The sequence below is a fragment of the Psychrobacter sp. 78a-MNA-CIBAN-0178 genome, from assembly GCF_040309625.1.
Lineage (GTDB): Bacteria > Pseudomonadota > Gammaproteobacteria > Pseudomonadales > Moraxellaceae > Psychrobacter > Psychrobacter okhotskensis.
Window position 1 is genome coordinate 1 of sequence record NZ_JBEOOZ010000017.1, and the last position, 22,416, is coordinate 22,416.

Genomic DNA, 22,416 nt, shown 5'->3' on the forward strand with positions numbered 1-22,416 from the left:
TCATCAGGATGTTCTTTGACATCATTAAGTAGCACATCATCTGGTATTTTATAGGGTTTGGTTTGCCTGGTTGTTTTACTATGAACACGCCGCTTCCAGTTTTGTATGGTGGTTGGGCTCAGATTATAAAACTCAGCTGCCTCGGCAAAGGTCATACCCTCGTCTAAGCTTTTTAGTACTTGTTTGCGAAAATCTAGCGAGTAAGTCATGGTCTTTATAATAACAATTGAATTTGATAATTAGTTTATAACACTTTTAGGTGGGATTGACTATATATTAATTAATCTAAGCTCTACACTTTCTGTAACATCAGAATTTACTTCAAAGTAGGCATTTTCGTACGATCGATTGGTAGGATCCGACTTTTTTATATTCTCGATTGAAGAGCTAACGATATCGTAAGTGAAAGATATTAACAACATGAAACCTAATAAAAGGATAACTCTCATAGTCATAAAGTCAGTTCCTTTTATTATGGATTGACTATATCTGTATCTGCTTTTAACGATGATTGAGTAGTATTCGTCCCTAACTTTGAGTTTATGTCATTGCCATTATGGACATCAGTTACAGGAAGTTGAACAGTAGGATCGCTACAAGCTTGTAGAGCCAATATAACTAGTATTTTTTTCATAAAATATAAATTTCTATCCAATATAATCTTCCAAGGCTTTAAAACGAAGCCCTATGCTTACTTATAATAGGCATAGTACTAATTTTAATAAAAAATCACTCTATATCAAGATAATCAATATCTTCACATGTTTCGATAAGATCTGCATCTATGCGTCGATACGCATAAGCTAATCTAGCCTGCTTTAACTCATTATCCCAAATACTTAGATGCTCAGACTCTATGCTTGAACAAGTATTTAAATAATCAGATTTGTTATCAGAATTTAGATCTAATCCAATCATTTTGCCGTTTTCAGTAAAAATCTTGATATCTTCATTTTTAAACACATAACCGTTTACCGTATATTGAAAATTCTCTGAAAATACCGCTGTATGCGTGTATTCTTGAGTATTAAAATATTCATTACATAAATTTATCTGATCTGGATTAACTTCAATACTTTGAAGTTTGATTATAGGCACTTCTGATGTATCTAAATCTAGAAAAAATCCTTTTTTTATATTTTCAGGATAGTTAATGCAAGCAAGCGTTTTATCATTCTCTTCTATTCCTATAGTATTGAAGCTCCCACCAATTGCATAGCTTTCACTATCTTTAAGTACAATAGTTTCCTTATTCAAGTTTTCTGGTAATACAGCAGTTTCTTCATTTACTTCTTCTTTTAACAATAAATCTGACTCCTTATCTACTGCTTCTAGTGTAATAGTTTCCTTATCTACTTCTTCTAACTGTGTGCAACCTATTATTAGACTTAATAACAATAATTTAACTACTACATATTTAAGCTTCATATTATCTTCCAGTTTGTGACCAATGCGGCTTGTCTTTACTTCCATACCAAATAACGGATACTTTCTTCCCAGCAGCAACTAAATCATTAAATTCATTTATCTTATATTTGTTACCATTTAAACTAATTGTCTTACCTGAATAGTTAGTGACTGTCATATCTACTGCAAGGCCTACATTATGGTTAGAATTAGATGGTTTTCCAACAGGGTTGCCTCCAATACCATAAGAAGCATGCATAGCTCTAGCAGCTTCAACAGCTTTACTCTTATTTCCACCATGAGTCCAATCAATATTGACACCAGGCCATGGAGGAACTTTTTCTGGACTAATTTTGCCTCTTTTTATATTAGTTGAATAGTACATTAGATAAGATCTTGCATCAGGACGATATGTAGTAGAAATACGAACTGAGATGTTAGCAGCTTTCAATGCACTAATAAATTTCTTAGCATTAGATTTAAACGGTTCTGATAAATCATCTAAACTTGTACTTGCTTTAAACCTGCTATGCCAATGTGCACCACTTGGATCTAACTTAGGCTTTTTAGCCTTATAAACATAAGCAACACCGTTTTTATCACTATTAGCGATGATAGTACCTTTCTTAATTTCCTTACCATTCTCGTTAACTATCACCGCAATGCTGATACCCACATCTGAATCATGCGTACGACCTCTTGTGCCATCACTACCAGTAGTAGAAGCATTTTTGCCATACTTAGTAGATTGAGTCCAATAAGTTAATCCTGATAAAGGCTTATCTGTTGCTTCATCTAAAAACTTAATCGTGATCTTTGCTTGTTTCGTCCTAACTTCATGTGTTGGGCCTTGTTGTGTTACTTTGTCATCGCGTATGACAGTGCCTTTATTAACTTCACTTGAAGTACTAGGTTTTGTAGAGCTGGGCTTTTGAGAGGGCGGCGTAGTTGAGGGCGCATTACTAGTGGAAGCAGAGCCTGTTGAACTGCTATTATTTTCAATCAGTTTATCAGTGCTGTATGTCCATTCAGTTGAGCCATCAGTGACAATATTACTGGTAAATTTATTTGCGGCTACATGAATGACTTTTAGTTGCTGTCCCGCCAGTGCTTTAACAGTGGCTATGCCTCTTGCATTGGCTTTTCTAATCTCAGAGGTACGCCCACGGTAGACGGTTTTAAACTCGTAATTAGGTACAGGCTTTTTGTTTTTATCAATGAATATAAGTTGTAGGGTTACGACAGGAACTTTAAGTACTTTGGTCTGTCCGTTCAAGTCTCCTGTCACTGGAAATGCCATGCTGTAGATTGATTGCTTTTTACCGCCGTCATCATCAAGATAAACACTGATAGATTGGCTAATATCAGCTTTTATACCTGACTCAATACCTGAGCTGTCAGTTCGATGCGGTTTGATATTGTTTTTATACTCAAGGTGGTAGGTTGCTTTTGGCAATGGTTTGCCCGTGTCTGCTTCTACTAGTTTTATGTTAAAGGTGACTTCATCAATTTTCTCATTATTATCGCTACCTTCACTGTGTTGATTTGATCCAATTGGTTCAACGCTATTGGTACTGCTATCGGTATCTTTACTTTCTTTAGTAGTTTGTAATTTTTCATGTTTTGATAGTTTGGAAGAATACTTGCTTTCACCTAGATATAATATCTCATAACCTTGTAGCTGATCTGCTTTTTGAATTATTGTTTCAACAAGATTGGCATCTATTTTTAACTGAATTTTTGCTTCTGGATGTCTGACTATTATGGGTAAATTACCATCTTTGTCTGTTTTATGAGTAACTACTATTTTACCCAAATTAAATGTACCCTTAAATTCAGAGCTGATTTCAACTTCTTTGTTAGGAATGCCAACTTTTTTAGCATCTACAATTTTCACGTATACTTTTCGTTTACAACAAGTTTGAAGGTTATAATGAGCAAATAGACTCATATATTTACCAACACTGGTTTTATTACCGTCAACTTTGTTAATTTTTCCATTTGATGTCAGAAAATCTACTACAGCATCATCACCTTTTAGGTGTCTAGCTGCAATGACTCCCGATTCTGTTACTTCAAAAGGATCAAGATCTTTCGCTTCTGTAATAGTTTTACCATAAAATTCATTTGCATTTATATTTCTCATATAGTTGCATAAGCGGTCAATCCAATATTGGATTGCTTTCAATTGTATTTCACCACTATTTCTAAAGACATCAAATGATGAAGCACCGTACTTATTAGTCCAATATTTATCTTTTTTGTTTCCCCAATCCTGATGTTCACCATTTCTAGTTTTGTCTTTTTTATAACAACCTACATCTTCTAGTGCTATCTCAGAAAATTGGAATAGCCCTACATAGTCCCAAGGGTTCAGCCTTCTAACAGATGCTGGATTGTCTACATACCCGCCTTCTTTGTTTTTACCCTTATAAGTATAAGAATAGCGTAGATCTGAGGATGATTCTTGTCTAGAAACCGCTCTAATGTAGCCGACTCTATCAGGAGTATAAGTAACATCTTTAACTGGTTTTACTAGTGAGCTCATATTACTTTTCCCCCGTTATTGATAACTGTTTTTTACAAGCATTAGGAGCGTAGCTATGATTTAGAGGATCTTGTTTATCAATATATTTTCGTAATAGCTCTTTAGTACGCTGCTCATTACCCGTTATATTATCTTTGATAAATGAACAACCATCGTATAGCATACCTGTCATATTATAATTGGTTGGATTAAAGATATAGAATACTTGCCCTATAGCACACTTATTATCGAAGCAAATCTCGTTGAATACATACTTTTTATTAGTGCTTATATCTTGTATATATACTCCTGCATTTTGAGAACCCAGTGCATAAAGTTCTTTTTTAGCAAGATCTATAGGGTTGACGAGTTTGGAAATCATTTTTTGAAAGGCTTTGTCGTATCTTTTATCATAATTAGGATTACTACCTTCTATCGTTGGCAATTTCTCATTCACCAGTTCAAATGGATAAGTAGTGAATTTCCCATCGCTATACTCATAATCTACATACCGAAAAGGAACTTCATCGATTGCCAGTTCTTTATTTAGTTTATCGATATAGCTCACTGAATCTGGTTCATTGGTTTGGTTGAAAGATTCGTTTACTTCTTCTTTTGGATTAGGAATCATCTTAAGCTGAACGCGTGGTATGCTATCTAAATAATTTTGATAATCTTCTTCGTTTGTGGTTTGAGCTACACTGATGAATGGTATAGTAAAGAGGAATATCGAAAAGAAGCATAGATTTTTATTGCTTAATAAGTACATAGGTTATCCTATAAATTTACTCTGTAAGAGGTCTAACAGCCAAAGTCGTCTTCATCATGTGCATGATTATCGCCACAATCTTCAAATAGGTCTTCAATAGAGCAATTATTGCACTCCATCTGATCTGATACATCAGTGACCTTAATCTCTCCTTTATGGTTCACGTTGCCAAGAATCTCTAGCTCAACCTTCTCAGCTTTATCTCCAAATACTCTTAATGTCTGACCCTCTTCATCAAGTTTACCCTCAAACTCTGTTCCTTTAGAGTGATTAATTAGCTTGTAACTGATGCCTTGGTCTATTAAATCTTGTGGCAGTAATTTTTTAAGATCAAATGCTTTACTAAACAACCCCGAAGTCGGCAAAGCAATTACTGGCGCATTAACCTTACCACCCATTACCAAACTCTTCTTCACCGCCTGAACCTTAATCTCCCCCGGACACACCAGCTTAATCCCGCTCTCATCAATCGTTAAGGACGCCCCGGCGCTGGTCTGAAACTGAATGCGTTTGGGGCTTGCGATGTTCACCTGTCCTGACTCGCTACCGATGGTCATGGATTGCTGGCTGTGCAGTTGCAGCTCACCGCCCTGTGCTTGTATCGCTAGTGGCTTTGTGTTGGCACTGATATGTAAACCCGATAACTGAGCTTGACCACCCACCCCTGCTAATGACTCAATACTATCTGCGGTGAGCGTATAGTTTCCTGCGACTACATCCGACTGCGTGCTGCCTGATTGGCGGACGATGGTCTTTGCGGTGGTTAGGGTGTTGCTGGCTGAGGTCAGAATACTGTCTTTACTCACTATCGATACATCGGGTGCACCCAGCACTTCGGTGTTCATACTCTCGTCGATGACTTGCGCTGCCTTTTCAAACGCTTTTATAGAATCGTTAGCACTACTTATCTCTTTCGTCGATTGCAGGTGTGCTTGTTTGGCCTCTGCTAAGGTCTCATTCAGCTCAGCACCGAGTTTTAACTGTCGTTGTCCTGCATCATTCACCCAAGCCGACTCGTGCTCGCTTTGCGTGTGTCTGATACCAAAGGTGGAGAGCAAGACTCCGCTATCCGCTGTGGCTTGTAGTCCATGGTCAGTGGCAAGGTTGATGCCTTGTCCGCTGGTGGTCGATTGATGATTGCTGTAGCGATGACGGAGCACGCCTAATTCTAGGATGTGCTCATCAGGAGCAAAGGTCGCTTTGTCTGTTATCGTTGGGTTTTGCGCATTGGCACGACTAGCGGTATTGACCGCCCACTGCAGGCCACTCTTATTTGGAGTGTCATCAAAGCTTAGTGCAACCTCAGAGTTAGAAGTCAGTCCGTATTGAGCAATACCGGATAGCCAGCCACTATGAGTATCATCCTCACAGATTTGCGAGTGACCAAGGCCACCACCATGCCATCTTGGCGAGGATCCGCCTTGTAGGTTATGTCTGTTGGATAGTCCGGCATCACGGCTAGTGATGTCATTGTCGTCACTATCGCCCATGCCGATACCGTCATAGAGGGCGCGGCTGATCACGGGGCTGTCGATATCGCCATACCAGTAGTTTAAAAGGACGGATTGTCCAAGCCTTGGGGCAAACTGCCAACCATGAGTGGCGCCTGAGGACAGTTGTAATGAGCGCAGCGGTGGTGTCACCCCGTTATCATGCGGACTGATACCTGAGAAGACTGGAGTGGTGATGGTTTGTTGTAGACCCTCATCTGTGACACTAGAGTCGTAACTTGGCGAGGATGAAGTGCTGGTATCGCCGGTACGAGCTTGGGTCAGACCTGTATAGGTGCTGCTCACAAAAGATTGCTGGCTTGGATAGGGACAGTAAGGAATAGCAGCATCTAGTAAGGTGGCGGTTACCCAGATACCAGTATCTCGAGCGATGTCGTAGCCATGCTCGGGTATGGCGCTAAGTGCTGTTTGCGTTACTTGCTTTGCGGTACGCGCTATCCAGTCTTTTATCAGCACTTGGTTGTGGTAGGAGACGCTGTCACTATCAGGCTCAATACCAACGAGGGTCATGCTGGTACAGTATGTAGATAAATGGCCAATAGAAGGTAGGTTGTTGATGCTAACCCTGCTACCGATACTTAGGCCACGCATGGCACCTGTGGCGCTATAATATTCTCTATTGCAGCCATTGGCGCGTACCCATTGCTCAGCTAAGCGGGTAGCAGATTCGTCGCTATATACCCGAGATGGTGCCCCTAATAAGACAGCAGTATCATCTAGTGCCAGCTGAGAGTCGTCATCTGCTACGCCTTCATAGATAGTATCAGCGGCGAGTCCATCGGCGCGTACCACCACTGTGCGAGTGCCTAACTGCTTGGCGATCATCTGTAGCTCGTCAACAGAGTCTGTACCAGACTGTACTGAAGACTTCTCGTAGCTATAGTCAAGTGGTGATAACTCATTCTCGTCTAGCGCACTGACTAAAGACCAATAGCCAAGCTCATCCACTGAGTCACCTGATACCCAATAGGTGGTGACCCCAATATCGGCAAGCAAGCCGGTAATAAAGTCATAATCGCTGACATCAGACTGCATACGCATAGCGAGCTGTGTGGTTAGTGGCTCTGATGAGAGTAGTTGCTCTGAGAGCTGCCAGTTAAAGTCGTAATCGCTAAGGATGCTGGTGATGATATCTAGGGTGGATTGATGGGTAAAGCTGCGAGTATGGATGGACTGGGTCAATTGCCAGTTAGGAGTGACAACATCAAGGGTGTAAAAGTGCATGGCCCCATCAGAATGTTGATAACGAATTGCCTGAATGACGCCTGTCCGACAAGTAGGCATCCGATCTGCAGATAGTGTGGTTAAACAGACAGTTGTGCTGATTAAAGATAGACATGCGTCGATATCTAAAAAACCATAACTGAACATTAGTATGTGACTAAAGGAGCTTTGATTGAGGCTACTTGTCCAGAAAAAGGCACTTGGATAAAGGAAGGTAGTTGCTAAAATGTCACTGCCAACGCTGAGTTGGTGTAGACGGGCAGTTTGTGAGGGCATAAAAGGGATTCTCATCATTACGACATTAAAAGCAAAACCGATAGATTACCAACAAAAGTTACTAGACTATCCTATGAAAAAAGTATAGGGTTTATTGAAATATTGTCAAGTATTAGTAACTATTGATACACTTATTAGGACATAAAAGTTTGATTTTAATTTCTATGCTATAGTTTGGTCTTTGTGTTTTCAGTGAAGTAATCGCTAATATTTTTGATGATTTGGAAGATTTAATAAATGAGTATTTACGCACAAAGACTGGCCTCTCAAATTGAATTCATTAAACAATGTGCTTTAATGAAAAAAGCGCCTACTCAAGATTTTGCTAAACACAGTGATTTCACTTGTACTGAAGAACAAACGATAGGCTTGCCAGGTATCAATCTGAACATCACCGACGATACCTCCGATGACGTTTGGCTTCGTTTAGAGCGATTGCGTGAAAACTCAGCACCTAAACCCAACAGCTCACTATTAGCACATTGGTTAACATTTCCAATAAAATTTGGCGATCAGCCTTTATTGAAAGAAAAAATCTATGTAAAAAACTTAATAGATGATGGTGTTATCGCTTATGAAGAAGCATTCACCCCGTTTGAAGTCGAGGACAACTATCAGGATGAGACATTAGAATTAGAAGTAGAAGTAGAATTATCAGAAAAAGAAGTTCATTTAAAAGATTTTTCTGAAAGAGAATCTTTACAAGATGAATTTAATGATTATCTCAAAAACATTTGGAAGCCTTGGCTAGTGCAAGAGAAGCTTGTACGCCAAAGTATTGCTCTATATGCAAAGTTATTTAAGCTCAATCAAATGCTACAAGGCAACCTAGCTGATGAATCGCTTGAGCTGGTTTGGGGTGTCGGTGTTGCTGTAAGAAAAAATACTGATAATGGACAGAATAGCGAGCAAATCAAGTATCCATTACTAACACAATCTGTAGAAATCGACTTAGATCAAAAGACAATGGCTCTACTTATAAAGCCCAACCCCTCTCCTTCTACGCTTGAGACTGAACCCTTCTCCATAGATGAGAATCAAGGTTTGGCCAATCTATTAAAAGACAGTAAAGCGTTTTATGAATCAGAGGATGTTTTATTAAATCCGTTCTTGCCAAGTAGCTATGAGCCTATTTTAAAATCAGCAGTGACCTTGCTTGATGCTTCCGGCGTTTATTGGCCTGACCATACCATTACAGATGAACGAAAAATACCTAAGGCGCAAAATCACCTTATCGTCACTGATACATGGGTCATTATGGCGCGCCCTAGAAGCAATAATATATTTTTGCAAGATTTAGATAAATTCGCCATTCAGCTTGAAAATAGCGATGACCTTCCTTTACCAAATGCTCTTATAGCAATGTTGACCGAGCCTGCTACAGAAAATAAAGAAATCATACTACCCGCTTATCGTGGTCTATCTATGGTCAGCGGCAGTGAAAATTATACAGGCACGCCAGCTGAGCTATATTTTCCTAAAGCATTCAATGATGAACAAGTACAAATCGTACAGCAACTAAATGTCCATGACGGCGTTGTCGTTCAAGGCCCTCCTGGTACAGGCAAGACGCATACTATTGCCAACGTTATTTGTCATTATTTAGCGCTGGGTAAACGCGTGTTAGTCACGTCGATGAAAGATCCTGCATTAAAGGTGCTGCAAGAAAAACTGCCTGAATCCATTCGCCCGCTAGCGGTTAGTCTACTGACCAGTGAAAACGAAGGTTTAAAACAGTTCGAATATACGATTAAAAAAATATCAAGTGAAGTATCTAGTATCAATCAAGATGCCTACAAAAAAGATATCGTCATGCTTGATAACCAAATCGATACCATTCATGCGCAACTGGCCAGTACTGACAATAAGATTACGGCTTGGGCGCGGTTAAATCTTGATGATATCGTTATAGATAGCGAAACCATCAAGCCCATAGATGCAGCGACTGAGGTTGCTCAAAACAGGCAGCTTATCGAAAGCTTTCTAGATACATTAGGCATAGAAGAGACATTTAAGCCTAAATTTACTCATGCCGATATGACTGAACTAGGAAAAATAAGAATAAAGCTCGGAAGCGATTTGGATTATCTTGATAAAGAAATACCTGCTGTTGCAGACTTCCCTTCTATCAATACCATAAAACAACTGCACAAGGATTTGAGTTATCTCAATGAGTCGCAGGAGGCTGAAAAGCAAGGAGCGCTACCAAGCTTAGCAAACGAAAACGATAGCACTATCAGCATGGCTCACGATGCTGCTTCTAATACCTCTCGTTTAATTGATCTTCTTCAAAAGATTGCAGTGGCTGGGCAGGATTGGACGACTCATATTCAGCAGAGCTTAGCTGATGAGACTAAGCAAGACATCATCGCTCATCTAACTGTACTCAACGATGAGATTAAGTCGCTTTTTAATGAGAGAACCATTTATTTAACCAAACCTATCACGATGGCTGATGGTTTTGATAAAAATCCAGAGCTTGTTGACGCGGTCAAAAACTTATCCGAAGGCAAGAAACCATTTGGTATCGCTGGGATTTTTGGTAAGTCTGCTGAGAAGAAAATCCTTGAAGCTATCACGATTGTCTCTTCGCAACCCTCAACTGTAGAAGACTGGCAATATATATCTAGCTATATAGACTTTAGAAAAAAATCTCAGGCGCTAATTATTCGTTGGAATGCATTATCAAATGACTTGTCTTTACCAATATTCGACATAGCACCTGATAACTTATCTAATTTGAATTCAGCCGTTCATTTATATGAAGACATTGTCGGTAGCAACAACCTACAACACATTATTAAACAAGCGTTACATGCTATTTTCTTGGGCTGGGATATCATTTCTACTGCACCTTATAATAAAGATGTTTTAGTTGAGATTGAGGGCGTTCTTAAAAAACACTTAAAGAGACATAAATTGGCAGAAAGTCTCACGCTAAAAGAAAATTTACTGAATAAGCTTACTAACTGTAATGGCGTCATTAGTGGACAAATAACGCTCTTTTTAAATCAGAGAATCGGTAATTTGTCGTTGTTAGATGAGGCATTAAGTACGGAGTGGGAAGAGCTACTCAATGAGCTACAGCGAGTAAATAATCTTGCAACAGACTTACAGACGGTCACTGCCGTTACTCAGCTTATCGAAGACAGTGGTGCGCCACTCTGGGCAAATCAATTACGCCATGAGCCTTGTCTTAATTCTCAAGAGTCATTGTCATCTGATGAACTACTTCCTGATAATTGGCAGCAGATTTGGCGTCTTAGCCGATTGATGGGCTTTATAGACAGTATAGATGGTCGCAAAGAGTTGGTTGATTTAACCAAAACTCGTAGCCACTTAGAGTCAGATTTGGCAAGACTCTATCAAGAAGCAATCACCAAAAGAGCATGGCTAAAAGTCGCTGAGAATGCGACGCCAAACGTTAGGGCGTCTTTAGAGAAATACCGCTCTGCCATCATGCGTATTGGTAAAGGGACAGGCAAAGGCGCACATTATTATCGCCGTGAAGCGCGTGAAGCCTCTGCGGGAGCAAGTGCGGCTATCCCTTGTTGGATTATGCCGCATTATCGTATTTCTGAATCCTTGCCAGCAGAGTTCGGAAGTTTTGACTTGGTTATCATTGATGAAGCGTCTCAGTCTGATTTAACAGCGTTACCAGCAATCATGAGAGCAAAGAAAGTTCTAATCGTTGGTGACGATAAGCAAGTGTCACCAGAAGGTGTTGGTCTCGATATCGAAAAAATTCGTAATTTAATGGCACAGTATTTGAGCAATCAAGTGCCTGTCTATCGCTCACAGATGTCACCTGATCGTTCAATATATGATTTATTTAAAGTCGTTTTTGCTGATAGCAGCGTCATGCTAAAAGAGCACTTTCGTAGTGTTGCGGCTATTATTGAGTTCTCAAAGCGTGAATTTTATAATCATGAGCTGATACCGCTGCGCAAAGCCAAACCTTCAGAGCGCTTAGATCCACCACTGATTGATGTATACGTTACCGACGGCTATCGCATTGAAAGCTCTAATATCAACCCTTCAGAAGTCAGGTTTATTGTCGATGAAATCAAAACCATCGTTTCTGACCCAACTTGCAAAGGTAAAACCATCGGTGTTGTCTCATTATTAGGCAATAAGCAAGCGCATAGTATTATGGAGATACTCAATAAAGAATTAGATGAGGCGCTAATGACCGCTTTTGATATTGCCTGCGGTGACGCTAGAACCTTTCAGGGTAAAGAGCGCGATATCATGTTTTTGTCGTTGGTAGTGGCACCCGGAGCTGCCCATGCACAAACGAGAGACACTTTCGCCCAGCGGATGAATGTTGCTGCATCGAGGGCGCGCGATAGAATGTATTTGGTACGTAGTATTGAGTTGGATGAGCTTAGCCAAGCTGATCATTATCGAGCGGAGCTTATCAAACATTTTCAAGCACCATTCATGCAAGATGAAGAACAGGTCGCTGATTTGCGCGATAAGTGTGAGTCGCCTTTTGAAACAGAGGTCTTTGACATTCTCATTGAGAGAGGCTATCGAGTTATTCCGCAGGTTAAAGCTGGCGCCTATCGAATTGATATGGTTGTTGAAGGTGAAGAGGACAATAGCTTAGCTATCGAATGTGATGGTGATAGATATCATGGGCCTGATAAATGGGATAGTGATATGCAGCGCCAGCGTATTCTTGAACGTGCTGGCTGGAAATTCTGGCGCTGCTTTGCGTCCACTTTTGTCACTCGTAAAAAAGAAGTCATCCAAGATTTATTAGCAGAATTGGAATGCTTAGAGATTTATCCAATCACTACCGACACGGCACATAGCAGCTCGTATGTCGAATCTAGAATCGTCAATACGGTTGAAGAACCCATACTCGATATTGAAGCTGAGACCTAGACATTTATAGCCTGCTAGATACTCAGTTCATAGCGACTATCATAATTATCTTAAGAAAAATCCGTCTTTTATCAAAGCACGGATTTTTCTGTTCTTAACTATACTTAAACTTAAAGAATCACCATTCACTACAAGCCACTATTTTACCTAGCTTATTAATACAGACAGACGTACCATCACTTTTCTCTTCTATCTGCGCTGTACCATTATTAAAATTGAAATACGTTGCACCAAAAGAAGTAACGCTCATCCTCTGTACTTTATCGTCCGAGAACTTGAAAGGAATGACAGTTCTATTGGCACCATCTATGAAGCCCCAACGATTACCTTTACGCACGCCAGCGAGCTGCTCACTAAAAGGTCTTATTTCATCATAAATGAAAGGGACAGCAACAGCTCCCGTCTTGGTAACAAATCCCCATTTATCATCTTTAATTACACCGAGCAGACCTTCATGAAAACCATAGTGCCCACCCAAATGACCATCCAGACCGTCGTATTGCGGGGCAACAACTTCTTTACCGTTAGTGTCTATAAGACCCCATAACTCCGTATTAAAGTCATAAACAGGAGCCCTATCATTGCTAAAAGAATCCATCATGGCGTAGTTATTTTCAAAACTGAGAATAACTTTATTGTTAGTATCGATGACACCATATGCATCATCTTTTACAACGACAATTTTACCTTGATAAACAGGGTTTGCCCAAACCTCATTATATTTATCATTAGGATCTATTAAGTTGTCGTAAATAGTAGGTACGACCAGTTTACCTTGTTCGTTGATATAGCCGACTTGATCGTTTTTTAAAACAGGAAAAAATCCATCGCTGTACAACCACGCCTCAACTTTATCAAAATCTTTGAGACTAGCTGTTACTTTACCTTTTATATTGAGTAACGCTTGTGGGCGATAATTGTCATCATAGGCAACAAATAGATGCGTATTATCAGTACATTGAATATTTCTATAGTTACTCTTCGGCGGCATACAGTCCTCAGCAGCTAAAGCAGGCAAACTACTTATTGAAGCAATAATTGGGACTAATAAAGCTTTAGTTATTTGCTTATACAAAACCTAATACCTCGAAATACTATTACCGTGAATTTAATCGAACACTACCACCACACTGGATCATCATTCTCCTCTCTCACCTGTTTAGAAGCTTCGACGGTGACCTCATCGGCAGACAGCTCCGCGATAAATCTTGATGGCTTGTCAAAATACCCTGAATAACTGGCGAAGTAATCAGGCGCAGTCAGATACAGTCTGGTCTTGGCACGACTACAGGCGACATAAAATAATTTTCGTTCCTCTTCTAACTCCTCAAAGTCATCTAAAGAGCGATGATGCGGCGTGATGCCATCAACGAGTGAATTGACAAACACCACTGGCCACTCTAGCCCTTTAGCACTATGAATGGTCGAAATCGTCACTTTGTCTTTATCGTTTTCCTCAGGCTGACTGGTCGTTGCCACTGAGTCATTGGGCGGATCGAGCGCCAGATTTTCTAAGAAATTATCAAGACTGCTGTACTCTGTTGCTAAGTTTTTAAGCACACGAAAATCCTCGCTACGCTCACGCCAGTTCTCTTCAATCGTTTTTAAGACAGGAATATAAAACTCTAAAATACGCTCAATAATAGTCTCGACTGATTCTTCCTGACTTGCCTTAGTCAGAGTATGATACAAAGGCTCAAGTTGCTCACTTTTTTTGGCAAACTTTGCCGTCAGCAATGGTTCAAAAGAATTATTATCAGCATTAATCGCTTGAGTCAAACGCGTCGCAGTGACTGCCCCAACTCCTTGGAACAAGGTCAAAATTCGGTGCCATGCAATCGTATCATTGGGGTTATAAAGAATTTTTATAAAAGCTAAGACATCCTTGATATGGCGGCGCTCAACGAACTTAATACCCCCTACCACGATAAATGGAATATGACGCTCCATAAATTCTAACTGTACATAATTGGACTGAAAAGACGTACGGCACAGTACCGCAAAATCATTGTAATCCTGATCTGGCTTTAACTCGATAATCTTATCAGCAATAAACTTAGCTTCTTTCGTTTCATCACTCAGGCGGCTAAATATCGGTTTTTCGCCCGTTATAGTAGCGTTTGAATAGAGCTGTTTTTGATACCCCAAGGTGATTTGTGCGGACAAGGCATTGATATAATTTAAAACAGCAGGTGTACTGCGATAGTTTTGCTCCAGCTTAATGAGACTCGCCTCAGGATAGGTCTCACCGAACAGTAGAATATTTTCGTAATTTGCGCCGCGAAAAGCATAAATACTTTGGTTGTCATCCCCGACCACCATCAGCGATACTGACTTAGGCTCACAAATCAAATCTATCAGCTGCTTTTGCGGGATATTAGTATCTTGATATTCATCGACCATGATGTAGCGATATTGGTTTTGTAGTAATTGTCTAAATGTGTCATTGGTCTTTAAATGGCGCACGACTTGGCTAATGATGTCATCAAAATCATAGAGATGATTGGCGCGTTTATACTCGTGAAAGTCGACAGCCAACTGCTCGATAATGGGAATATGAATAGCGATATCAGGATAATTATCTTCGATCAAATTACGAATAGGAATGCGCCGATTTCTAGAGGTTGAAAAGATATTTTGTAAGGTCTTCTTGCGTGGAAAAGCTTGGCTTTTGGTTTGCGCAGGATACTTTTTTTCTTTATGAATTAAATCGATCGCATCCTCGCTATCGCCTGTATCCAAGATAGTAAATCGTGGGTTGATACCGAGCAGCCCTGAATACTGACGCAATAGCATATTGCAGAATGAGTGAAAGGTACCACTAGTGATGTCGTTTAGCGCTTTGCTGGTCGGTAGTATATCTTCTGATAATTCATCATCAGACAAAGTATTATTTAGCAGTGTCTTAGCTCGACTCTTAATCTCATTCGCCGCTTTACGAGTAAAGGTCAGTAGCAAAATGCTTTTGGGTGTCACTCCGTTTTCTAGTAAATAGCTGGTACGATACGTCAATGTTTTGGTCTTACCAGAGCCAGCACCGGCGATGACCAATACCTTACCATCGATAGTAGTGGCTGCTAACAATTGATCCGGATTCAGCTCACTGGCGTAATCTACTTTTAAGCCTAAATCACTATTTAACCTTTGCTTCAGCAGCGCAACATTGGCAGCATCGTCGGCGTCGATTAGATTTGCCTCTAGCTTTTTAATCGCTTTTTCAAGACGCGCAAGTTTAGGCTTAATCTCCATAAAGTTCTGCGGATAGTGATAGCGGTGCGTGTCAAAAATAGTGGATGTCATTATAGGAATTTGCCTTTCATTTTATGTTAGCCGCTTTTATCTGTATAAAGCACCTAATACGCAGCAGTTCAGAGATGTAGCTAAGGGATTTTAGTGTTAATAGTTAAGATTGTTAGTAAAGTTTAGCGAGTTATAGGTACTCACCTTCAATGCGCTTGTCAGCTAAATTATTATTTTATAGTACAGCTTACCATAATTGATAAAACAGCAAAATTGCTGGCGATGACTCTGAAAGACTCGGACAAAATCTCAGTATACCGCACAACAACCTCACCCCTATTCCGGTAAATTTGCTACAATATGCCCAATTTTGATTTATCATTTAACCAAACTTTATACCAACTGATTTTATTCATATATTGAGAGCATGTTATGGGTTTTAATTGCGGCATCGTCGGCCTACCAAACGTGGGTAAATCTACCTTGTTTAACGCCTTGACCAAAGCGGGTATCGCCGCTGAAAACTTTCCGTTTTGTACCAAAGATCCCAACACGGGTATCGTGCCAGTACCAGACCCACGCCTAAAGAAATTGGCTGACATCGTCAATCCTGAACGCGTACTACCGACGACGATGGAGTTTGTGGATATCGCGGGTCTAGTTGCAGGCGCGTCAAAAGGCGAAGGCATGGGTAACCAGTTCCTAGCCAACATTCGTGAGACCGATGCGATTGCGCACGTAGTACGCTGCTTTGATGATGACAACGTCGTCCACGTCGATGGTCGCGTCAGCCCTATTGATGACATCGAAACCATCAATACTGAATTAGCTTTGGCGGATTTAGAAGCAGTGGAACGTGCCATTCACAACCAGACTAAAAAGGCTAAAGGCGGTGATAAAGATGCGCAGGCCCTACTTGATATATTCAAAAAGGTTGAACCTTTGCTAGCAGAAGGGAAAGCGGCTCGCGCGGCCAATCTTGACGCGGATGAGAAAAAACTCATCAGAAGCTATGGTTTAATTACCCTAAAACCAACCATGTATATCGCTAACGTCTCTGAGGATGGTTTTGAAAACAATCCTTATCTAGATGCAGTACGCAACTACGCGACTGGCGAAGATTCCATCGTTATTGCGCTATGCAACCAAATCGAATCTGAAATTGCCCAGCTTGATGAAGATGATAAAAAAGACTTCCTAGCTGAGATGGACATGGAAGAAGCTGGCCTTGACCAAGTCATTCGTGGCGGTTATGACCTGCTCGATATGCAGACTTACTTCACTGCGGGCGTCAAAGAAGTTCGCGCTTGGACAGTCGCTGTTGGTGCAACCGCGCCACAAGCCGCTGGTGTGATTCATACCGACTTTGAACGTGGCTTTATCCGCGCTGAAGTGATTGCGTATGACGACTTTATCGAGTATGGCGGTGAAAAAGGTGCCGCGGCGGCTGGTAAGTCGCGCTTGGAAGGCAAAACCTACATCGTGCAAGATGGCGATGTGATGCATTTCCGTTTTAACGTCTAACTTTCAAAGTTCAATAAAGCAAATGGCGTGTTTACACAGTCTTAGTACAGAACAACCAAAAGTCAGCCTTTGTGCTGGCTTTTTTTATTATAATAACGTCTGTTATCTGCAAAAAGCAGCAAATCCGCTGAAAGCATTTAAAAATAATGATAAAAATAACGGACTATAAATTATGACGGCTTATGTTAAACAACCGCTTAATCCTAGTACACATTGGGCAAAATTATTTAGTGCGCAGCGGCTGGGCAGCCATAAAAAAGCACCTGCACAAGACAGCGTGCGCTCCTCTTTTCACAAAGACTATGACCGACTGGTGTTTTCGCACTCATTTCGGCAGCTCAATCAAAAAACTCAAGTCCATCCATTAACCAATCAGCTCGGTATTCATACGCGTCTAACCCATTCGCTTGAGGTCTCTTGTATTGGACGCTCATTAGGAATGATGGCAGCAGAAAAACTGCATGACAAACTAGCCAATGGTCTACCAGCAGGCGTGTTACCAGCCGATGTCGGTGTCATTGTTCAAGCAGCTTGCCTCGCTCACGATATTGGTAATCCGCCTTTTGGGCATGCAGGAGAATACGCCATTCGTGATTGGTTTATGCATCCTGACCGTCAGGCTATTTTGCAAAACCTCAGTAATAATGAGCAATTAGACTTATTGGCATACGAAGGCAATGCACAAGGATTTCGGCTACTCGCCCGCAATGAGCATCATCCCGATAAGGGCGGTATGCGCTTAACTTGTGCGACGTTGGGTGCTTTTATGAAATACCCTTGGCTAGCAACACACAGCAATCATTTCTCTGAAAGCACTTCCCCAAGTAATTCGCTCACCAATGTACAAAAATTTGGCTGCTTTTATAGTGAAGCCTCTCAGTTAGAAGAATTGGCAGCGTGTCTGAGCCTACCACGGTCGCAGCAACATGATGGTTTTGCGCGCCATCCCCTCGCCTATTTATTGGAGGCTGCAGATGATATCTGCTACGCGCTGATAGATTTGGAGGATGGTATCAATCTGAATATGCTAACCTATAGCGAGGTCGCCACGATATTTTATGAGTTGATTGGTGAGCGTCCTAGTAGCGTGAGCTTGCCAGCGCATATGTCTGTCAGGCAAAGCCTAGCATCATTGCGAGCACGTGCTATGATGCGCTTGGTCAACACTGTCACCGACGCTTTTGTCGCTAATAGCGAGGCCTTGCTGGCTGGTACACTGCAAGGCAGCCTATTTGCACATTGTGATGCAAATGTGCAAAATGGTATTAATCAAGCCAAACAATTGGCCCGTGAGCAAATATTCAATCACCCAAGCAAAGTGCGAATGGAATTGATGGCGAACCAATGCTTGCATCGTCTATTAGATGCCTTTATACCCTTGGCTTGGACAAACGCAAAAACTGCGCCAATATCCTTTGAGCAGCAGCGCCTACAAAAACTGCTACAACCGTATCTCGACGAGCATCAACGGGTATTATCAGATAATATCTATCACAATATTTTAAATATATTGGACTTTATTACTGGCATGAATGACCATGAGGCGTATAGATTGGCGCAGGAACTACAAGGTCACTGGGGCAAAATGGTTTAGACTAAGGGTTTAAAAGACCAGTGCAGGTCTAGTAAATTTACACTCATTGCCTATTTCAGTCGTATTCTTGCGCTGAAATGAGTATGATAAACCTCTATTGGATAATTTTGAAATATTATGAGTAGTCGCGAACAAAAGAAGCTTCAAACTCGGCACGCCTTTTTTAATGCGGTGCTCGATCTCTGTATGACAGGGCAGTCTTTTAGCTCCATCAGTCTCAGGCAGGTGACACGCGAGGTTGGTGTCGTACCGACGGCATTTTATCGGCATTTCGATGATATGGAATCGCTTGGACGGGCCTTGGTGGTTGAAGAGTTGGGCGGGACGCTCGCCACCTTAAGCGAAAGCCTGCAAATTGGCCGTAAGCGAAGTTTTGATCGGCAAATCGCTAAGAGTATTCAGCTGTTTTTATATATGGTCAGCGAGCAGCCTTGCTATTGGCAGTTTTTGGTCAGTGAACGCTATGGTGGTTCAGAAGCTGTGCGCAAAGCAATCAATGAATTAATTAAAAAGCATGGTCAAAGCTTAGCAGAAGATTTGGCTTTACAGCCAGCATTTACGCATATTAACGCCTACGATAGACGCTTGCTGGCTGAAGCGGGGGTCAATATGTTCTTCTCTTGGATTATCGATTGGCTAGAGCTGACCTATTCTGAGGATCATGATGATGAGGCTGACTTGGCTGAAATTGAAAAAAAGAAACACCTGATGCTGCATAACTGTACTCGCCAAGCACAAATGTTATTTTATGGCGCATACAACTGGAAGTCTACCGAAGAGACTCGTCTGAGCGACGACTAAGCAATCTATGCAACCTTTGAGTGCTAAGCCGTGTCTTCATTGCAAAAATAGTCATAAAAATGAGATAAATTGCCGTCAAAAATTTCACTGCGTATTGTCTAAAAAATAGCTACTGCCAGTACCATATTTAAATGTTAAACAGACCCTAGCTAAAAACTCGGCCGAAATGCCCACAGACGCTGCGTAATAACTTTAATTGACTTCGCTTTTTTGCTCTTATTGTCATTGCCTATACTGTTGGCATCATTGCCATTTTTATCGTTACTATTATCGCTGCTATTATTAGCATCGCTACTGTTTTTAGCCTCACCATCATCAGTGGTGGTTTTGCTAATCAAGACGGTTGCAAAACGTTGCTTTGTTTGACCTGTATTGGCACTGTCTGTTGCCGTGATAAGCGCCGTAAAAGCCTGACTATCAACGGCTAACAGTGGCGTTAGTGCTGCCCGCTGCTCTTCATTCAAACCGCCCAATATTGGCAATTGCCACAATTCATCGATAGATGGCAATACTTGCTTGCGCCTCATCTCGGTCAACCCACGCATCTGCTCGCTAGTCACACCGTCCATCAGAGACGCCAGCAGTTCAGGACTGGCAGTATTGACATTGATAGGCACATAATAAGGAACGGCGCTAAGGTAAGGGCGCAGTGCTGCTAACACTTCAGCGCTGACTCCTCGAACGTCTTGTAACTGATCGATGCTAATAAATGGCTGGTTTGGTAATATCCCCTCTACTGCCCCGCTGCGCTGCTGCGAATATACCACGCTCTCATCACCGCCATCTTGATAGACCTCACCATCTGCATCTTGATAGTCCAGTACCGCAATGGCGATATCAGGCTCTAGATTTAATTGTGTTAAGAGTCTTTGAAAGACCATTAACGCAGCGGTATTAACCGCACCATTTTGATATAAGTTATTAATATTAAAACGACTGGCTTCGTCGCGCAATTCGATGTTGATGCTGTGATTATCTAGAGCATAGGGTGGTATCGGCTGCGCCCAAATATCTTGCTCGCTGTCCGTATCGTTTAGCTTATTATCAGCGCGAATCACAGTCATAGCCAATTGCTGACCGGCGTCAATGTCTTGTAGTAGTTGATCTTGATCAAACAACAAGCCACTACGCCTGATGGCAATCTTTTGACTAGCAAGCATTGCCCCGGCGACCACCGTAATACTGACCACCAATAGCAGGATAGTCAGCAGTGCTACCCCGCGCTGAGAATGCGCTGTCATGGACATAAACGGCCTCTATTATTGAGCCAATGGCACATTGTCAATACCTTGTAAATTAGCATTTCCCACACCAGCGTTCGCAGTATCGCTACCATTAGTATTATTACTGTTGCCCTCATTACTGCCATTATCGTTGCTGTTATCGCTCTTGCTATTTGGTGCATTTTGCATACTACCACGTGGAGACGGCTGCGGGGCAAGTGCCCACTGCCACGTGATAGGCATATCTTGATACGTAAAGCTAACGGCAATACCTTTTGGCAATAATTGCACCTCAGCTTGGCTATTCGCTGTATCAGCCGTCTGCCCAAAGGCTCTAGTCGTATTGTTGTTATTGCTACTGCTGTTTTCGTCAGGAAATTTGGTCGCAATTTCTGGTAAATAGGCCTGCCAGCGTGCTGCGGTCACCCCTTCTAGCAGTACGCTATCCAAGCTAACGCTATCATCTCCAGCGGCAAGACTGGTATATTGACGGCGAATTAAGCGCTCATCGGCAAAAATATATTCAATGTGCTGCACACTGGCACTACTTTGGTAGCGTGGATCAGGATCTGCGAAGCGTACAAATCTAATATGCTCGCCATCTAAGCTCATAAAAGGCTCAGACTCTATAATATTGGCTTGAGTGCTGTCACTGTTAGTAGTGTTCGTTGAGACACTGATATCTCGCGTACTGGGCGTACTGGGTGCTTGGTAAGGAATGATTTGTCCTATGTCTTGCTGTAGTTGTAGATAGGTATATTGCAAGACAGCCAAATTATCAGCATGAAATTGCGCACGCTCACGGGCGCGGTTCACGCTATCAAACACTTGCCAACCCGCCACTGCCAGCATCGCAAATATTGCCATGGCGACCATCAGCTCAAGTAGGGTAAAGCCACGCTGCTGCCTCACAGGCTGCCTCCACTTGAATTTGGGCTCGCCAAATCAAGGCTACCCATATCCTGTTCTGGATTACTCAAGACCACCTTAATATCGGTCACTGTGCTGCCTGTCTGTCCATCGATAATAGGTGCGACAGCGATAGTCACCTGCTTTAAGGCGGGGCTAATGGTATCGCCGACTGTCATCATCACCTGCCAATCCCGACCTTGCGCATTAAGCGTTTGGCTGCGATTGGCGGTTAGCCATGTCTCTTGGATTTGTAAATCGGCAGCCGCGTTTTGGGCAACGAAATGAGCCAGCGTACGGGTACGCAACACATCAACCGAGCTGAGATACGCACTGCTGGCACGGCTAGCAGCGACAGCGACGACGGCTAAAATCGCTAAGGCGACCATCACTTCAATCAGGGTAAAACCGCTTTCGCGTATCGATTTCAACGATGACTTTTCTGATGATTCAGATGAAATGGCTTTGCTGGCTTTATTAACAGAACTAACAGGCGAATTAGGTAATTTAATCATCCA

14 protein-coding genes are annotated in these 22,416 nt (G+C 41.7%); 4 read left to right on the plus strand and 10 right to left on the minus strand.

What is annotated here, in order from left to right; all coding sequences use genetic code 11:
• From AAEY80_RS09995 to AAEY80_RS10015, 5 genes are all read right to left on the minus strand, one after another.
• The coding region (locus AAEY80_RS09995) for a helix-turn-helix domain-containing protein (RefSeq protein ID WP_350542242.1) at positions 1-209 on the minus strand (209 nt) is incomplete at its 3' end.
• 520 nt (positions 210-729) lie between these two features.
• Positions 730-1,473, minus strand: a complete 744-nt coding sequence (locus tag AAEY80_RS10000; protein WP_156915677.1) for a hypothetical protein — start codon at positions 1,471-1,473, stop codon at positions 730-732.
• Positions 1,430-3,955, minus strand: coding sequence for a M15 family metallopeptidase domain-containing protein (locus AAEY80_RS10005; protein WP_025653317.1), 2,526 nt, complete (start codon positions 3,953-3,955; stop codon positions 1,430-1,432). Before AAEY80_RS10005 ends, AAEY80_RS10000 begins: the two co-directional genes overlap by 44 nt.
• A 1-nt stretch (position 3,956) precedes the next feature.
• Positions 3,957-4,703, minus strand: a complete 747-nt coding sequence (locus AAEY80_RS10010) for a hypothetical protein (protein WP_025653316.1) — start codon at positions 4,701-4,703, stop codon at positions 3,957-3,959.
• 32 nt (positions 4,704-4,735) lie between these two features.
• Positions 4,736-7,732, minus strand: coding sequence for a contractile injection system protein, VgrG/Pvc8 family (locus tag AAEY80_RS10015; RefSeq protein ID WP_350588259.1), 2,997 nt, complete (start codon positions 7,730-7,732; stop codon positions 4,736-4,738).
• Positions 7,733-7,951: 219 nt separating this feature from the next.
• Between AAEY80_RS10015 and AAEY80_RS10020 the strand changes: the two genes are divergently transcribed.
• Complete coding sequence (locus AAEY80_RS10020) at positions 7,952-12,607, plus strand: PDDEXK-like endonuclease domain-containing protein (protein ID WP_201576555.1); 4,656 nt, start codon at positions 7,952-7,954, stop codon at positions 12,605-12,607.
• A 118-nt stretch (positions 12,608-12,725) separates the two neighbouring features.
• On the opposite strand, the gene AAEY80_RS10025 is transcribed toward AAEY80_RS10020, so the two are convergent.
• Entirely contained in the window at positions 12,726-13,682 is a 957-nt protein-coding gene (locus AAEY80_RS10025) for a WG repeat-containing protein (protein ID WP_201576554.1), read from the minus strand.
• 44 nt (positions 13,683-13,726) lie between these two features.
• Positions 13,727-15,907: an ATP-dependent helicase gene (locus AAEY80_RS10030; protein WP_350588260.1), complete on the minus strand. Its 2,181-nt coding sequence runs from the start codon at positions 15,905-15,907 to the stop codon at positions 13,727-13,729.
• Between the two features lie 372 nt (positions 15,908-16,279).
• Here AAEY80_RS10030 and ychF point away from each other — a divergent pair, with 372 nt between their 5' ends.
• From ychF to AAEY80_RS10045, 3 genes are all read left to right on the plus strand, one after another.
• Complete coding sequence (ychF, locus tag AAEY80_RS10035) at positions 16,280-17,371, plus strand: redox-regulated ATPase YchF (protein WP_101210872.1); 1,092 nt, start codon at positions 16,280-16,282, stop codon at positions 17,369-17,371.
• 172 nt (positions 17,372-17,543) lie between these two features.
• Positions 17,544-18,965 carry a deoxyguanosinetriphosphate triphosphohydrolase gene (locus AAEY80_RS10040; protein ID WP_350588261.1) on the plus strand — a complete coding sequence of 474 codons (1,422 nt, stop codon included), beginning with the start codon at positions 17,544-17,546 and terminating at the stop codon, positions 18,963-18,965.
• Positions 18,966-19,082: 117 nt separating this feature from the next.
• Complete coding sequence (locus AAEY80_RS10045) at positions 19,083-19,766, plus strand: TetR/AcrR family transcriptional regulator (protein ID WP_025650818.1); 684 nt, start codon at positions 19,083-19,085, stop codon at positions 19,764-19,766.
• A gap of 149 nt (positions 19,767-19,915) precedes the next feature.
• Here AAEY80_RS10045 and gspK read toward each other — a convergent pair whose 3' ends face one another.
• The 3 genes from gspK to gspI are packed head-to-tail and all read right to left on the minus strand — an operon-like array spanning position 19,916 to position 22,413.
• Positions 19,916-21,007, minus strand: a complete 1,092-nt coding sequence (gene gspK / locus AAEY80_RS10050) for a type II secretion system minor pseudopilin GspK (protein ID WP_101210893.1) — start codon at positions 21,005-21,007, stop codon at positions 19,916-19,918.
• Between the two features lie 18 nt (positions 21,008-21,025).
• Positions 21,026-21,901: a type II secretion system minor pseudopilin GspJ gene (gene gspJ, locus AAEY80_RS10055; RefSeq protein ID WP_101210874.1), complete on the minus strand. Its 876-nt coding sequence runs from the start codon at positions 21,899-21,901 to the stop codon at positions 21,026-21,028.
• Complete coding sequence (gspI, locus tag AAEY80_RS10060) at positions 21,898-22,413, minus strand: type II secretion system minor pseudopilin GspI (protein WP_101210875.1); 516 nt, start codon at positions 22,411-22,413, stop codon at positions 21,898-21,900. The genes gspJ and gspI overlap by 4 nt, the downstream gene beginning before the upstream one ends.
• Between the last annotated feature and the right edge of the window lie 3 nt (positions 22,414-22,416).

What these genes read in the sequence shown, in the direction of transcription:
- AAEY80_RS10005 (WP_025653317.1), bottom strand. Translation starts at nt 3,955, where the DNA reads ATGAGCTCACTAGTAAAACCAGTTAAAGATGTTACTTATACTCCTGAT.
- AAEY80_RS10015 (WP_350588259.1), bottom strand. Translation starts at nt 7,732, where the DNA reads ATGATGAGAATCCCTTTTATGCCCTCACAAACTGCCCGTCTACACCAA.
- AAEY80_RS10045 (WP_025650818.1), top strand. Translation starts at nt 19,083, where the DNA reads ATGAGTAGTCGCGAACAAAAGAAGCTTCAAACTCGGCACGCCTTTTTT.
- ychF (WP_101210872.1), top strand. Translation starts at nt 16,280, where the DNA reads ATGGGTTTTAATTGCGGCATCGTCGGCCTACCAAACGTGGGTAAATCT.
- AAEY80_RS10030 (WP_350588260.1), bottom strand. Translation starts at nt 15,907, where the DNA reads ATGACATCCACTATTTTTGACACGCACCGCTATCACTATCCGCAGAAC.
- gspK (WP_101210893.1), bottom strand. Translation starts at nt 21,007, where the DNA reads ATGACAGCGCATTCTCAGCGCGGGGTAGCACTGCTGACTATCCTGCTA.
- gspI (WP_101210875.1), bottom strand. Translation starts at nt 22,413, where the DNA reads ATGATTAAATTACCTAATTCGCCTGTTAGTTCTGTTAATAAAGCCAGC.
- AAEY80_RS10040 (WP_350588261.1), top strand. Translation starts at nt 17,544, where the DNA reads ATGACGGCTTATGTTAAACAACCGCTTAATCCTAGTACACATTGGGCA.
- AAEY80_RS10010 (WP_025653316.1), bottom strand. Translation starts at nt 4,703, where the DNA reads ATGTACTTATTAAGCAATAAAAATCTATGCTTCTTTTCGATATTCCTC.
- AAEY80_RS10000 (WP_156915677.1), bottom strand. Translation starts at nt 1,473, where the DNA reads ATGGAAGTAAAGACAAGCCGCATTGGTCACAAACTGGAAGATAATATG.
- AAEY80_RS10020 (WP_201576555.1), top strand. Translation starts at nt 7,952, where the DNA reads ATGAGTATTTACGCACAAAGACTGGCCTCTCAAATTGAATTCATTAAA.